The organism is Streptomyces sp. NPDC058092 (genome assembly GCF_042884935.1).
In the GTDB taxonomy this organism is placed as follows: Bacteria; Actinomycetota; Actinomycetes; order Streptomycetales; family Streptomycetaceae; genus Streptomyces.
Genome location: NZ_JBHVSY010000012.1, coordinates 62,302 through 75,498 on the forward strand (window position 1 = coordinate 62,302; position 13,197 = coordinate 75,498).

At 71.9% G+C, this 13,197-nt stretch carries 12 protein-coding genes and 1 riboswitch; of the genes, 7 read left to right on the top strand and 5 right to left on the bottom strand.

The features are described from left to right. Nucleotides 1-3: 3 nt before the first annotated feature. Nucleotides 4-168: riboswitch (SAM riboswitch) on the bottom strand. Nucleotides 169-321: 153 nt separating this feature from the next. Together ACFVV1_RS20945 and ACFVV1_RS20950 are read left to right on the top strand one after the other, a co-directional pair. Further along, nucleotides 322-1,266 (top strand): glucosyl-3-phosphoglycerate synthase, encoded by a 945-nt coding sequence (locus tag ACFVV1_RS20945; protein WP_389991548.1) that lies wholly within the window; start codon nt 322-324, stop codon nt 1,264-1,266. 62 nt (nt 1,267-1,328) lie between these two features. Continuing rightward, entirely contained in the window at nt 1,329-2,720 is a 1,392-nt protein-coding gene (locus ACFVV1_RS20950) for a trehalose-6-phosphate synthase (RefSeq protein ID WP_389991100.1), read from the top strand. 5 nt (nt 2,721-2,725) lie between these two features. Here the strand turns inward: ACFVV1_RS20950 and otsB are convergent, their stop codons facing one another. Continuing rightward, nucleotides 2,726-3,604: a trehalose-phosphatase gene (gene otsB, locus ACFVV1_RS20955; RefSeq protein ID WP_389991103.1), complete on the bottom strand. Its 879-nt coding sequence runs from the start codon at nt 3,602-3,604 to the stop codon at nt 2,726-2,728. Between the two features lie 244 nt (nt 3,605-3,848). Further along, entirely contained in the window at nt 3,849-4,115 is a 267-nt protein-coding gene (locus ACFVV1_RS20960) for a DUF3263 domain-containing protein (RefSeq protein ID WP_389991106.1), read from the bottom strand. Nucleotides 4,116-4,493: 378 nt separating this feature from the next. Here ACFVV1_RS20960 and ACFVV1_RS20965 point away from each other — a divergent pair, with 378 nt between their 5' ends. The 4 genes from ACFVV1_RS20965 to ACFVV1_RS20980 all read left to right on the top strand — a co-directional run bounded on the left by ACFVV1_RS20965 (nt 4,494) and on the right by ACFVV1_RS20980 (nt 8,847). After that, complete coding sequence (locus tag ACFVV1_RS20965) at nt 4,494-5,426, top strand: ROK family protein (protein ID WP_389991108.1); 933 nt, start codon at nt 4,494-4,496, stop codon at nt 5,424-5,426. Beyond that, a complete protein-coding gene (gene nagA / locus ACFVV1_RS20970; RefSeq protein ID WP_389991111.1) occupies nt 5,426-6,658 on the top strand; it encodes an N-acetylglucosamine-6-phosphate deacetylase in 1,233 nt (410 codons plus the stop codon). Before ACFVV1_RS20965 ends, nagA begins: the two co-directional genes overlap by 1 nt. Before the next feature lie 170 nt (nt 6,659-6,828). After that, nucleotides 6,829-7,869, top strand: a complete 1,041-nt coding sequence (locus tag ACFVV1_RS20975; RefSeq protein WP_389991113.1) for a 1-phosphofructokinase family hexose kinase — start codon at nt 6,829-6,831, stop codon at nt 7,867-7,869. A 126-nt stretch (nt 7,870-7,995) separates the two neighbouring features. Continuing rightward, nucleotides 7,996-8,847: a ketose-bisphosphate aldolase gene (locus ACFVV1_RS20980; protein ID WP_389991116.1), complete on the top strand. Its 852-nt coding sequence runs from the start codon at nt 7,996-7,998 to the stop codon at nt 8,845-8,847. Nucleotides 8,848-8,931: 84 nt separating this feature from the next. Here ACFVV1_RS20980 and ACFVV1_RS20985 read toward each other — a convergent pair whose 3' ends face one another. Both ACFVV1_RS20985 and cdgB read right to left on the bottom strand, forming a co-directional pair. Next, the gene (locus ACFVV1_RS20985) at nt 8,932-9,870 is read right to left on the bottom strand and encodes a carbohydrate-binding protein (RefSeq protein ID WP_389991119.1); all 939 of its coding nucleotides are present in this window, start codon (nt 9,868-9,870) and stop codon (nt 8,932-8,934) included. A gap of 150 nt (nt 9,871-10,020) precedes the next feature. Next, nucleotides 10,021-11,664: a diguanylate cyclase CdgB gene (gene cdgB, locus ACFVV1_RS20990; RefSeq protein ID WP_389991122.1), complete on the bottom strand. Its 1,644-nt coding sequence runs from the start codon at nt 11,662-11,664 to the stop codon at nt 10,021-10,023. Between the two features lie 371 nt (nt 11,665-12,035). Here cdgB and ACFVV1_RS20995 point away from each other — a divergent pair, with 371 nt between their 5' ends. Beyond that, nucleotides 12,036-12,542: a flavin reductase family protein gene (locus ACFVV1_RS20995; RefSeq protein WP_389991124.1), complete on the top strand. Its 507-nt coding sequence runs from the start codon at nt 12,036-12,038 to the stop codon at nt 12,540-12,542. A 105-nt stretch (nt 12,543-12,647) separates the two neighbouring features. On the opposite strand, the gene arfB is transcribed toward ACFVV1_RS20995, so the two are convergent. After that, nucleotides 12,648-13,073 carry an alternative ribosome rescue aminoacyl-tRNA hydrolase ArfB gene (gene arfB / locus ACFVV1_RS21000; protein WP_389991127.1) on the bottom strand — a complete coding sequence of 142 codons (426 nt, stop codon included), beginning with the start codon at nt 13,071-13,073 and terminating at the stop codon, nt 12,648-12,650. Nucleotides 13,074-13,197 lie beyond the last annotated feature (124 nt).

The window sequence follows — 13,197 nt, forward strand, 5'->3', positions numbered from 1 at the left end:
TTCTCCTCATCTTCCTCGCGGCGCATTTCGCCACGAGACGGAATTGGCACCTTCCCCACCTGACCTCGCGGAGTGGGGTCTCCCCTGTTCGAGCGAAGCCGAGAACAAGGGGATGGGAGGGTTGCCGGGACTTCAACGGGCCGTTCCCTCAGTCCCTCTGGATGAGCGCTATGGCGCTGGATCTTCGATCCAGGCGTTTATTGGCGGACCGACCCCGACATGCGACGGCCGTCCGCGTTGTTCAAGACTGTAACCGAAGCACCGGACGGTCGAGATAGTCGTCCGAACCGCGAGATGGATCACATACAGGGAGTATCGACCGTGCTGGAAGAGGTCGAAAGCTGGCTGGCCAGGCGTTCCTGGTCGGTCGCCGACCGCCCGCTGGACCGGCTCCTCGCCGCCAAGGAACGGGGTCGTGGAAGCGTGAGTGTGGTGCTGCCCGCGCTGAACGAGGAGGCGACGGTCGGTGCGATCGTCGCGACGATCCGGCGCGAGCTGATGGAGAAGGTCCAGCTGGTCGACGAGCTCGTGGTGATCGATTCCGGTTCCACGGACGCCACCGCGAAGGTGGCCCGGGAGGCCGGCGCGCGGGTGGTGCACCGGGACGACATACTGCCCCGGATACCCGCCGTGCCCGGCAAGGGCGAGGTGCTCTGGCGGTCGCTCCTGGTGACCGGCGGGGACATCGTCTGCTTCGTCGACGCCGACCTGAAGGAATTCTCGGCCGACTTCGTCTCCGGCATCGTCGGCCCGCTGCTGACCGATCCGGACGTCCGGTTCGTCAAGGCGATGTACGACCGCCCGCTCGGTGACACGGCAGGTCAGGGTGGTCGCGTCACCGAGCTGGTGGCCCGTCCGCTGCTCAATCTGCACTGGCCGCAGCTGGCCGGCTTCGTCCAGCCGCTGGGCGGCGAGTACGCCGTACGCCGCTCCCTCCTCGAACAGCTGCCCTTCCCCGTCGGGTACGGAGTGGAGCTGGGCCTCCTGGTCGACGCGCTGCACACCGTGGGTCTGGACGCGCTGGCCCAGGTCGACGTGGGAGTGCGCAAGCACCGCCACCAGGACGGGCAGGCGCTCGGCCGGATGGCGGCGGCGATCTACCGGACCGCGCAACTCCGGCTGTCCCGCGGGCACCTGGTACGGCCGTCGCTCACCCAGTTCGAGCGCGGTGAGGACGGTTTCGTACCGCGCACCCATGCCGTGGACACCGAGGAGCGGCCTCCGATGCGTGAGATCGAGGAGTACGTTTCGCGCCGCGCGGCCTGACGCGGCCCGACTTCGCACGTTTGCACGTTTGGACGGTTCGTGATCTGGCTAGATTCCGCAACATGGTCTCCGAGCACGAAGCCCAGTCCGCCGCCCAGGTCCTCGTCGCGTCCAACCGTGGCCCGGTGTCGTACACCCTGGGCACGGACGGATCACTCGACGCGAAGCGGGGCGGCGGCGGGCTCGTCTCCGGGCTGAGCGCCGTCAAGGACAAGCTGTGGGTGTGCGCCGCGCTCGGTGACGGGGACCGGGAGGCGGTCCGGCGCGGGGTCGGTGAGCCCGGCGTACGGATGCTCGACATCGACGCGGCCGTCCACGCGGACGCGTACAACGGCATTGCGAATTCGGTGCTCTGGTTCGTCCACCACATGCTGTACCAGACCCCGCTGGAGCCGGTCTTCGACGCGGAGTTCCGAAGGCGGTGGGCGTCGTTCGAGACGTACAACCGGGCCTTCGCCGAGGCGCTCGCCGAGGAGGCGGGCCCCGGGGCGGCGGTGCTGGTGCAGGACTACCACCTGGCGCTGGTGCCCGGCATGCTCCGCGGTCTCCGCCCCGACCTGCGGATCGGCCATTTCTCGCACACCCCGTGGGCGCCCGTCGACTACTTCCGCCTGCTCCCCGACGACATCGCCGAGCAGCTGCTGCACGGCATCCTGGGCGCCGACCGGGCGGCCTTCCTGACCCGGCGCTGGGCGGACGCCTTCATCGGCTGCTGCACGGAGCTCCTGGGCGGCACCGGGCGGACCAGGATCGGGGTGCACGGGCTCGGCGCGGACGCCGAATTCCTGCGCCGGCGCGCGCACGAGGCGGACGTGGAGGAGCGGATGGCGGCGCTGCGGGAGCAGATCGGCCCCGGGCGGAGGACGATCGTACGAGTGGACCGGACGGAACTGTCCAAGAACATCGTGCGCGGGCTGTTCGCCTACCGCGAGCTGCTCGAAGAGCGGCCCGAATGGCGCGAGCGGGTCGTCCATGTCGCCTTCGCGTACCCCTCGCGGCAGGACCTGGCGGTGTACCGCGACTACACGGCCGAGGTGCGGCAGGTCGCCGACGACATCAACGCCGCGTACGGCACGGCGGGCTGGACGCCGGTCGTGCTCCACGTCAAGGACGACTTCGCCCGCTCGCTCGCCGCGTACCGGCTGGCCGACGTGGCGCTCGTCAACCCGATCCGCGACGGCATGAACCTGGTCGCCAAGGAGGTCCCGGTGGTCTCCGACCACGGCTGCGCGCTGGTGCTGTCGCGGGAGGCGGGTGCGTACGAGGAGCTGGGCAGCGACGCGGTCGTCGTGAACCCGTACGACGTGTCCGCGACGGCCGCGGCGCTGCACGAGGCGCTCACCATGGCGGACGACGAACGGGCGGCCCGCACGGAACGGCTGGCCGCGGCGGCGGTGGCGCTCCCGCCGCAGCAGTGGTTCCTCGATCAGCTGGACGCGCTGCGGCGGGAGTGAGCCGGTCAGATCCGTTCGGCCAGGGCCGCCAGGAAGCCGATGACGGCTCCGGGGCCGTTCAGCAGCAGATCCGCGCGTTCGGCCAGTTCGGGCACTTCGGCGCTGCCGCTGCAGACCAGCAGGCCCGGGATGCCGTCGGGGCCCTCGGTGCGGAGCTTCTCCACGGCGGCGTACGCGGCGAGGTCGCCCAGGTCGTCGCCCGCGTACAGGACGGACTCCGCGTCGGTCTCCCGTACGTACTGTGCGAGCGCCACGCCCTTGTCCATGCCCGGCGGGCGCAACTCCAGGACCAGGCGGCCCGGTTCGACGATCAGCCCGTGCCGGGCGGCGAGCTCGCCGAGGGGTTCGCGCAGGGCGTCGAACGCGGCCTGCGGGTCGGTGGCGCGGCGGGTGTGGACGGCGAGCGCCTGGCCCTTCTCCTCGATCCAGGTGCCGTGCCACGCGTCGAACCGGTCGAGCACGCCCGGGAGTTCGGCGCGGACCGCGGCGACGCCGGGGTGCGGGGCGGGGGTGCGGACGGTGCCGGACACGGCGTCCCAGCGTTCGGTGCCGTAGTGGCCGAGGACGACGAGGTGGTCCAGTCCCCGCACTCCGGCGAAGCCGCCGTGCCGGACCGCGACGCCGGCCGGGCGTCCGGTGATCACGGCGATGGACGCCACTTTCGGGGCGAGCGCGACGAGCGCGTCGACGGCGCCGGGGTGGGCGCGGGCCTGCTCCGGGTCCGGGACGATGTCGGCGAGGGTGCCGTCGAAGTCGAGCGCGATGACGGCGCGGTCGGGGCGCGCGAGGATCGCGGCGAGGGCTTCTCGGCCGGGTGGGGTGGTGGGGGCGGGGAGCTCGGACGGGGATTCGCTCGGCGTGGGTGCGTGCGGGTTGCTGCCCATGGGGCGAGCCTATAGCGGGGTGCCGGGGTTGGGGGTGCACAGCGGGAGGCCAGGGGTGGGGCGCCTGCGGAGGGCGTTCCCGGGGCGGAGTCCCGGTCAGCTCCGACCAGGAGTGGGGCGCCCGGGGGGCGCCCTGCGGGCGTTCCCGGGGCGGAGAGCCACGGTCAGCGCCACCCCCGGTCAGCGCCGTCCCCGGTCAGCGCCGTCCCCGGTCAGCGCCGTCCCCGGTCAGCGCCGTCCCCGGTCAGCGCCGTCCCCGCCTCGCCTCCCGTACCCGGCGCAGGCGGTTCACCGTCACCGGGTCCGTCTCCAGGGCGCGGCGGTCGTCGAGGAGGGCGTTCAGCAACTGGTAGTAGCGCGTGGGCGAGATGCCGAGCTGTTCGCGAATCGCGCGGTCCTTCGCCCCGGGCCCGGCCCACGACTGCCGCTCGACGGCGAGCACGGCACGGTCCCGGTCGGAGAGGCCGCCGGGGCTGTCCGTGGCGTCGGGGCCATTCGGGGGGGTGGTCATATCAGCCAACATATCGCCCGGCCGAAGGGCCGCCACCGGGTCGCCCGTTGCTCCGCGTCCTGCGCTGCTCCGCGTCCTCCGCCGCCGACGACTCCCGTGCGATCCGGCCGAGCACGCTCTCGGGGCTGCCGCCCGGCTCGACCGCCTTGCCGATGCCTCTCCCGGACGATCTCCGAAGGTCTGCACCATCGGGGTATGGCTTTCGCACCGCGTCACCGGATCGGTGTCCGGTCGGCGTCGATGAGGCGGTGGTCACGGCCGAGCGGTGGACGTCACCCAGAGCCATGGGCAGCCCGTCGGCCCCGATTTTGTATGGATGCGCAACAAACCCCAATAGTGGACTAGACCTTTTTGATTCCTCGGGCGAAACTGTTTCCCGTGAAACACGTCATCGCCCTCGATGTGGGCGGCACCGGAATGAAGGCCGCACTGGTCGGGGTCGACGGCACCCTGCTGTACGAGGCGCGGCGGGCAACCGGCAGAGAGCGCGGCCCCGACGCCGTCGTGGAGTCGATCCTCGCTTTCGCCGCGGACCTGCGGGCGTACGGCAAGGAGCACTTCGGCGAGAGCGCCGTCGCGGCCGGTGTCGCCGTGCCCGGCATCGTCGACGCCGAGAACGGCATCGCGGTCTACGCCTCGAACCTGGGCTGGCGTGACGTACCCATGCGGGTACTGCTCGGCGAGCGGCTCGGCGGCGTCCCCGTCGCGCTCGGCCACGATGTACGCACCGGCGGGCTCGCCGAGGGCCGGATCGGCGCGGGCAAGGGCGCCGACCGCTTCCTCTTCGTACCGCTGGGCACCGGGATCGCCGGCGCCATCGGCATCGCGGGCACCATCGAGTCCGGCGCGCACGGGTACGCGGGCGAGATCGGCCACATCGTGGTCCGGCCGGACGGCCCGGACTGCGGCTGCGGCCAGCGCGGCTGTCTGGAGACCCTGGCATCCGCCGCCGCCGTGACCCGGGCCTGGGCCACCGCGTCCGGCGATCCGACGGCGGACGCCGCGGACTGCGCGAAGGCCGTCGAGTCGGGCGACCCGGCGGCCGTGGAGGTCTGGCGGAACGCCGTCGACGCGCTCGCCGCCGGGCTGGTCACCGCGCTGACCCTGCTCGATCCCCGCATGCTCATCATCGGTGGCGGGCTGGCCGAGGCCGGGGAAACCTTGTTCACACCACTCCGTGCGGCCGTCGAGGAACGCGTCACGTTCCAGAAGCTGCCCCACATCGTCCCGGCGGCCCTCGGGGACACCGCCGGATGCCTGGGCGCAGGGCTGCTCGCCTGGGATCTTCTCTCCACGGAGGTATCCGCCTGATGGCCGGACGCGCAGACAGCACCGTTCTCACAGGTGCCCGGGTGGTGCTTCCCACCGGGACCGTCGAGGACGGCCGGGTGATCGTCGAAGGCACCCGGATCGCCGGCTCGACGCCGGAGGGCGCCGGTACCCCGTGGAAACCAGCCACCGACAGCAACCCCCCACGCCCCCCGGCCGCGTCCACCCCGTACCCGGGTGCCGCCCGGGCCATCGACCTGAGCGGCCACTGGGTGGTCCCCGGCTTCGTCGACATGCACAACCACGGCGGCGGCGGCGCGTCCTTCACCTCCGGCACCGTGGACGAGGTCCTCACCGGTATCCGCACCCACCGCGAGCACGGTACGACCACGCTGGTCGCCTCCACCGTCACCGGCGAGATGGACTTCCTCGCCCAGCGGGCCGGCATCCTCTCCGAACTGGTCGAGCAGGGCGACCTGGCCGGCATCCACTTCGAGGGGCCGTTCATCTCGCCGTGCCGCAAGGGCGCGCACAGCGGGGATCTGCTGCGCCACCCGGACCCGGCCGAGGTCCGCAAGCTGATGGACGCGGCGCGCGGCACCGCGAAGATGTTCACGCTCGCCACCGAACTCCCGGGCGGCATCGAGTCGGTGCGGCTGCTCGCCGAGCACGGCGTCATCGCCGCGATCGGGCACACCGACGCCACGTACGAGCAGACCGTCGAGGCGATCGACGCGGGCGCCACCGTAGCCACGCACCTCTACAACGCGATGCCGCCGCTCGCCCACCGCGCACCCGGCCCGATCGCGGCGCTGCTGGAGGACGAGCGGATCACCGTCGAGCTGATCAACGACGGTACGCATCTGCACCCCGCCGCCCTGGAGCTGGCCTACCACCACGCGGGCGCCCACCGCGTCGCGCTGATCACCGACGCCATGGACGCGGCGGGCTTCGGCGACGGCCGCTACCAGCTCGGCCCGCTCGCCGTCGAGGTCAAGGACGGCGTCGCGCGACTGGTGGAGGGCAACTCGATCGCGGGCTCCACGCTCACCCTGGACACCGCGTTCCACCGGGCCGTGACGATCGACAGGATCCCGGTCGGGGATGTCGTGCAGTCCATCTCCGCCAACCCGGCCCGGCTGCTCGGCGTCTACGACAGGGTCGGCTCGCTGGAGCCGGGCAAGGACGCGGACCTGGTGGTCCTGGACGCGGACTTCGCGCTCAAGGGCGTCATGCGCAAGGGCGAATGGATCATCGAGCCCCACATCGGTTGATTTGACCCGTTACTGACGGTGAGTCGAATACGTAACGAAGAGACGGCGGTTGGTCCGGAGGTCTGGGCCGACCGCCACCTCTTTGGCATGATCGCCTGGGAAACAGGCAGAGAAAGCGCATTCCAGCCACGGATTCGCGCTTCGGAGCAGGGATCGAGGGAGCGGCCGCGGTGATCCTCACGGTCACACTGAATACGGCACTCGACCTGACGTACGGCGTCCCGGAGCTCGTCCCGCACGCCAGTCACCGCGTCGGCGACGTGGCCGAACGGCCCGGCGGCAAGGGCCTCAACGTGGCCCGGGTGCTCTCCGCCCTCGGGCAGGCGACCGTGGTCACCGGCTTCGCCGGAGGCTCCACCGGAGCCGCACTGCGCGAACTGCTGGCGCACCTCCCCCCGCGGGACACGACGGGAACGGACACCAGGGCTGCCGCCGCCACCGTCATACCCGCCGCCACCCCCGCAACCGTCATACCCGCCGTCACCCCCGCGCCGATCACCGACGCCCTCGTCACCATCGCCGGGAACACCCGTCGCACGATCGCCGTCGTCGACCGGGCCACCGGCGACACCACCCAGCTCAACGAACCCGGCCCGCTCGTCACCGCCGACGAATGGGCCGCCCTCCTCGGCCGGTACGAGGAGCTCCTCACCGGGGCCGACGCCGTCGCCCTCTGCGGCAGCCTGCCGCCCGGCATCCACGTCGGCGCCTACGCCGAACTGGTCCGGCTGGCCCGCGCGGCGGGCGTCCCCGTGCTCCTGGACACCAGCGGCGAACCGCTGCGCCGCGGCATCGCCGCCCGCCCCGACCTGATCAAGCCCAACGCCGAGGAGCTCGCCCAGCTCACCGGCTCCCGCGAACCGCTGCGCGCCACCCGCGACGCCCGCCGCCGCGGCGCGCACGGCGTCATCGCGTCACTGGGCCCGGACGGCATGCTGGCGGTCACCCCCGACGGCGTCTGGCGGGCGTCGCCGCCCGCCGAGGTCCGGGGCAATCCGACCGGGGCGGGCGACTCCGCGGTGGCCGGGCTGCTGTCCGGCCTCGTCGAGGGGCTGAGCTGGCCGGACCGGCTGCGGCGGGCGGTGGCACTGTCGACGGCGACCGTGCTCTCCCCGACGGCCGGTGACTTCGACCGCGCGGCATACGAGGAGCTGCTGCCGGGCGTCGGCGTCGAGGAACACACCGCGGCGGCCAGAGAGGCTGTCGGGTGACCTCCGATCGGGCGGCCACGCCCTGGCACGCACGCTTCCCGACCGGAGGTCACCCCACAGCCTCTGAGCCGCCACCCGTACCGGACCGCCCGACCGGTCCGTTCAGCAGAAGCAACAGAGGTCAGCATGCCGCTCGTCAGCACCGGTGAACTCGTCTCCGCCGCACAGGCCCAGGGACGCGGAATCGCCGCCTTCAATGTCATCACGCTGGAGCACGCGGAGGCCATCGCGGCCGGCGCCGAGCGCGCCGGAGCACCCGCCATCCTGCAGATCTCCGAGAACGCCGTGAAGTTCCACGGCGGCCGGCTCTCCGCGATCGCCGCCGCGGCCGCCGCCGTCGCCCGCGCCTGCGGCGCCCCCCTCGCGCTCCACCTCGACCACGTCGAGTCCGTGGAGCTGCTGCACCAGGCGCATGCGGAGGGCTTCGGATCGGTGATGTTCGACGCCTCCAAGCTCGGTTACGAGGAGAACGTGCGGGCCACGGCGGAGGCGGTGGCCTGGGGGCACGAGCGCGGCATCTGGATCGAGGCCGAGCTCGGCAAGGTCGGCGGCAAGGAGGGCGAGGCGCCGCTCGACGCCCACGCCCCCGGCGTCCGCACCGACCCGGCCGAGGCCGCCGCGTACGTCCGCGACACCGGCGTGGACGCGCTGGCCGTCGCGGTCGGCTCCTCGCACGCCATGACCGAGCGCACCGCCGCCCTGGACCACGCCCTGATCGGCCGGCTGCGCGACGCGGTCCCCGTCCCGCTGGTGCTGCACGGCTCCAGCGGTGTCCCGGACGAGGAGATCCGCCGGGCCGTCGCCTCCTCCGGCATGGTCAAGATCAACGTGGGTACGGCGCTGAACACCGCGTTCACCGGCGCGGTACGGGCGTACCTGGCCGAGAACACCACAGGCGTGGACCCGCGCAAGTACATCGCCCCGGGCCGCGAGGCCATGGCCGCGACGGTGGCCGGTTTCCTGGCCCTGATGGGCTGAGCCCGCAACACCGGGAGAACGGACCGGCCCCCTCGCCCGTGGAACCGTGGGCGAGGGGGCCGGAACGCGTGCGGGAGGTACGGGTCAGCGCTTCTGGTGCCCGGCCTTCAGCGACAGCTGGTCGAGGTTGGCATCACACTGGTCGCCCTCGTTGCAGGAGATCATCAGCGTGTTCTCACCCTTGTTGAGGTTGACGTAGGCGAACGTCGTCGTCCAGCCCTTCGACAGGTCACCCTCCGGGGCCTGCGCGAAGTTCGTCATGTTGATCGAGCGGGGCTGCTCGGCATTGACCGTGAGCGACGTCTTCGCGTCCTTGCCCGGTACGCCGTACGTCACGAACAGCGTGTACTCACCGGCCTGCGGAACCTCGACCGACCAGGTCGCCGACCTGCCGACCTCATTGAGGTTGATGTACTGGCCGTTGGCGCTCTTGGCACCCTTGGTGGTGTTGTCCAGCTGGGCCGTGCCGCCGAGCTTCAGCGTCGCCGCGTCCTGCTTGGGGAGCTCGGCCGGGGCCTCGGAGCTCGCGGACTCCTGGGGCTTCGGGGACTCCTCGACCTGGCTGCCGGGTCCGGCGGAGGTGGTGGCCTCGTCCTTCTTCTTGTCCTTCTTGTCGTCGCCCGTGAGCAGCGCGGCGCCGATGCCGATGAGCACGACCAGGACCACCGCGACCGCGCCGATCAGCAGGCCCTTGGTGTTCGGGCCGCCCTTGCCGCGGCCGCCCTGCTGCGAAACGTGCGCGGTGGGGGCGCCGCCGGGGTACGTCTCCGGGGCGGCGTACTGCGTGCTCGGCTGGCCGTACGGCTGCTGGTGCGGCACCTGCTGCCCGTACTGGCGTTCGCCGACGGTCCGCACCTGGTTGTACGAGGTCCGGGGCACCCCGGGCTGCGGGGCCGCCGGACCCGGGTAGCCGTAGCCGCCCGTTCTCGGCGGCTGGGCGCCCGCTGCCTGTCCGTCCTCGTACAGATAGCCGAACGGATCGTCGTCCTCGGGCTTGCTTGCGCCGTTGTTCCCGGCCGTCATCCCTGGTCACTCCTCACCATGTCGCCAGCCGTCGCCGAATCGCCAGCCGTGGCCGACCGGCCGAGCCTACCCCGAACGGACCGCACCAAGAATTGCCGTCGCCCGTCCCGGAACCGCCCCCGGGTCGGCGGAGCAGCACCGCCGTGAACGTCAGCCGACCCTGCGGTGAACCTTCGACCGGGACCGCTTCTCCACGTACATCCGCTGGTCGGCGGAGCGCAGCACCTCTTCGGCCGTCATCCCGCAGGCGGCCCAGCCGATGCCGAAACTCGCCCCGACGCGCACTGCCCGGCCGTCGACCCGAATGGGCGGAATGATGGCGTTACGGAGGCGTACGGCCAGGTCCGCGGCGTCCGCGGCACCGAGTCCGTCGGCGAGGACGACGAATTCGTCACCCCCGAGCCGGGCGACGGTGTCGCCGTCGCGGACACAGGTGGTGAGGCGGCGGGCGACCTCGATCAGTACGGCGTCACCGGTGTGGTGGCCGAAGCGGTCGTTGATGGACTTGAAGCCGTCGAGGTCGCAGAACAGGACCGCGAGGCCCTTCGCGCCGTCGTCGTGCCCGGTGTCGGGTGCGACGGCATGCACATGGTGGTCGTACGGGCCGCCGGGCTCCGAGTCCACGTCGTAGCCGTGCGCCCGCGTGTCCGGATCGTCGACGTCGCCGTACGCCGCGTCCAGCGCCTCGACCGCCGTGGTGGCCACGGCGTGCGGACGCTCGCAGAGCCGGGAGCTGAGCCGGGAGCGCAGCTCGGCACTGTTGGGCAGGCCGGTGAGCGCGTCGTGCGACGCGCGGTGCGCGAGATTCAGCTCGTGGCGCTTGCGCTCCTCTATGTCCTCGACGTGGGTGAGCAGGAAGCGGGGACCGTCCGTGGTGTCGGCGACGACGGAGTTGCGCAGCGAGACCCAGAGATAGGTGCCGTCCCGCCGCCCCAGCCGCAGCTCGGCGCGGCCTCCCTCGGCGGAGGTGCGCAGCAGGGTGCCGATGTCCTCGGGGTGGACGAGGTCGGCGAAGGAGTAGCGGCGCAGGACGGACGCGGGGCGGCCGAGCAGCCGGCACAGGGCGTCGTTGGTGCGCAGCAGCCGGCCGTGCTGGTCGCCGCCCATCTCGGCGATGGCCATGCCGCTGGGCGCGTACTCGAAGGCCTGACGGAAGGATTCCTCGCTGGCCCGCAGCGCCTGCTGCTCACGCTCCAGACGGACCAGGGCGCGCTGCATGTTTGCTCTCAGCCGGGCGTTACTGATCGCAATGGCTGCCTGTGACGCGTACATCTGGAGGGCCTCACGGCCCCAGGCGCCGGGGCGGCGGCCGTTGCGCGGGCGGTCGACGGAGATGACACCCAGGAGATCGAGGCCGCCGCCGGACGCGTACATCGGGGCGTAGAGCCGGTCCTGGGGGTGCCACTCGTCCTCGAAGCGGGGCTCGGGACCCTCGGTGTGCCACTGCGGAACGTCGTCGTCGAGGAGGACCCAGCCGTCGGTGTGGGGTATGAAACAGAGCTCGTCCCAGGTCTCCCCCATCGACAGCCTGCGCTCCCAGGAGCTGCGCGAGCCGACGCGGCCGGTGATCAGGGCTTCCGCTGCATTGTTGCCGGCGAAGGAGGCGACGACGAGATCACCGTCGGGTCGGACCAGGTTCACGCAGGCAAGCTCGTAGCCGAGACCGGCGACGATTCCGTCGGCCACGGTCTGCAGTGTGTCGGCCAGGCTCCGCGCCGTGTTGAGATCGGCCACGGCCTGGTGCAGCTGCCGCATCGTCGCAAGACGGACGTACGGCTCCGACTCGGCCTCCATCGCTCGCACTCCCCGAGACCTCGACAGCACTCCAGGTTTCAAATCGACGCACTTACCGCAGTGTCACGGCCACTGAATCACACTGAGCTGTGCAGTCGGTACACAGGGTCAGCAAATACTGCGCTCTGTGACTCAAGTCACAAGAGATGGTAAAGGGGTTCCGGTGTGGTGCGCGACGGCGGTCCGTCCTTTTCTTGAACGCAAATCCGGGCGTTGCAGTGCCGGTCCCCGGCGCTCCGGGCCCGGGGTCCTAGGACCAGGCTGGTCCCCTGGCCCGATGCGACGGCGCGCCGTCCGCGGCTAGCGTGCCGGATGTGTTGCAGACGAAGCCTCCCGCCCCGCGTTCCGAGCCCATCCCCCATGCTGAGGGGGTGAGCAACGATGAGTTCCGGGCCGCCCTCGCCCGGCTGGCCGCCGGTGTCGTGCTGATCACCGCCGAGGAGCCGCCGCTCGACGAGAACGGCCGGGGCGAGGACGTCGGGATGACGGCGACCGCCTTCATGTCCGTGTCGCTGGACCCGCCGCTGGTCCTGGTCAGCCTGCGCAACGACTCACGGATGGACGATCTGCTGTCCGAACAGCCGCTGTGGGCGGTCTCCGTGCTCGCCGAGAGCCAGCGGCACATCGCCGGACGGTTCGCGATGAAGGGCCGGATCAGCGACCGGCTGCTGTTCGAGGGCATCCCCTACAAGAGGGGAGAGGTCACCGGCGCACCACTGGTCGGCGGCGCACTGGCCACGCTGGAGTGCCGCACCGAGCAGCGGGTCCTGGCGGGCGACCACACACTGGTGATCGGCCGGGTCCTGAGCGCGGCCCTGCCGAGCGGGGACGGCTCACCGCTGACGTACTTCCGGGGGCGGTACCGGCAGCTGGGGTGAGGGGGCGTCGGCGTCGCGAGGCCGAGGTGAGGGGGCGTCGGCGGAATCGCGGGGCGTCGGCGTCGCGAGGCCGAGGTGAGGTGGCGTCGGGGCCCCTGGGCGCGGCTACCAGTCGCGGCCGGAGCGGCCGCGCTTCGTCTCGCCGCGTTGCTTCTTCTCGCGCAGGCGGCGTTCGTTGATGCCGCGCGGAATCCTGGTCTTGCGGCGCGGCCTGGGGGGCGGCGCCGTGGCCTCGGCCAGCAGGGAGGCGAGCCGGACGAGAGCCGTCTCGCGGTTGCGCCACTGGGAGCGGTGCTCGGACGCCCGTACCGCGATCACCCCGTCCACGAGCCTGCCCTCCAGACGCTGGAGCGCCCGCTCCTTCCACACCGGGGGGAGCGATTCGGTCGCCGCGACGTCGAAGCGGAGCTCCACCTGGGAGTCGCTGGTGTTGACGTGCTGCCCGCCGGGCCCGGAGGACCGCGAGAAACGCCACATGAGCTCGGCCTCCGGCAGGGAGACCGAACCGCGGATGACATAGGGCCCGGACATGACACCCATGTTCCCCGGCCCACCGGGCGTTCGTCACCTTCTTTTGCCACACGGGTGCCGTACGGGTGCCGTACAGGCCGCATCGGCCGTCGGGCCGACCGGGGGACTTCGGTAAAGAAAGTAA

What these genes read in the sequence shown, in the direction of transcription:
- otsB (WP_389991103.1), bottom strand. Translation starts at nt 3,604, where the DNA reads ATGGGCAGCAACCCGCACGCACCCACGCCGAGCGAATCCCCGTCCGAG.
- ACFVV1_RS20950 (WP_389991100.1), top strand. Translation starts at nt 1,329, where the DNA reads ATGGTCTCCGAGCACGAAGCCCAGTCCGCCGCCCAGGTCCTCGTCGCG.
- ACFVV1_RS20980 (WP_389991116.1), top strand. Translation starts at nt 7,996, where the DNA reads ATGCCGCTCGTCAGCACCGGTGAACTCGTCTCCGCCGCACAGGCCCAG.
- arfB (WP_389991127.1), bottom strand. Translation starts at nt 13,073, where the DNA reads ATGTCCGGGCCCTATGTCATCCGCGGTTCGGTCTCCCTGCCGGAGGCC.
- nagA (WP_389991111.1), top strand. Translation starts at nt 5,426, where the DNA reads ATGGCCGGACGCGCAGACAGCACCGTTCTCACAGGTGCCCGGGTGGTG.
- cdgB (WP_389991122.1), bottom strand. Translation starts at nt 11,664, where the DNA reads ATGGAGGCCGAGTCGGAGCCGTACGTCCGTCTTGCGACGATGCGGCAG.
- ACFVV1_RS20960 (WP_389991106.1), bottom strand. Translation starts at nt 4,115, where the DNA reads ATGACCACCCCCCCGAATGGCCCCGACGCCACGGACAGCCCCGGCGGC.
- ACFVV1_RS20985 (WP_389991119.1), bottom strand. Translation starts at nt 9,870, where the DNA reads ATGACGGCCGGGAACAACGGCGCAAGCAAGCCCGAGGACGACGATCCG.